Raw genomic sequence first — 320 nt, forward strand, 5'->3', positions numbered from 1 at the left:
CCAGATCTGCGCCGCTCTCTTCTATCTGGCGGAACAGTGGTGCGCCGATGGCTTGTGAAGTGGGGTAGTTCTCTTTTTTGAAACCGTAAGTTCCCGCAATACCGCAGCACTGGGAATCCAGCACCGTTAACTCAAGCCCCGGGATTTTACGCAACAGCTCCAGGGTGTAGAGCGTCCAGCCCATTTTTTCCATATGGCACGGAGTGTGATAAACCACTTTCAGCGGCAGCGGTTTCAGCGGTAACGTTTTGCCTTCGTCCAGCTTGCGCCACAGCCAGCGGGTCGCCAGTTCGATATGATCGCGCAAGCCTTTGTTGTCG

General features: G+C 55.0%; 1 protein-coding gene. It reads right to left on the bottom strand.

All coding sequences use genetic code 11. The features are described from left to right. The coding region (locus tag LZP73_RS19670) for a heterodisulfide reductase-related iron-sulfur binding cluster (RefSeq protein WP_267960259.1) at positions 1–320 on the bottom strand (320 nt) is incomplete at both ends.

This window comes from Shewanella sp. AS16 (assembly GCF_021412365.1).
GTDB lineage: Bacteria > Pseudomonadota > Gammaproteobacteria > Enterobacterales > Shewanellaceae > Shewanella > Shewanella salipaludis.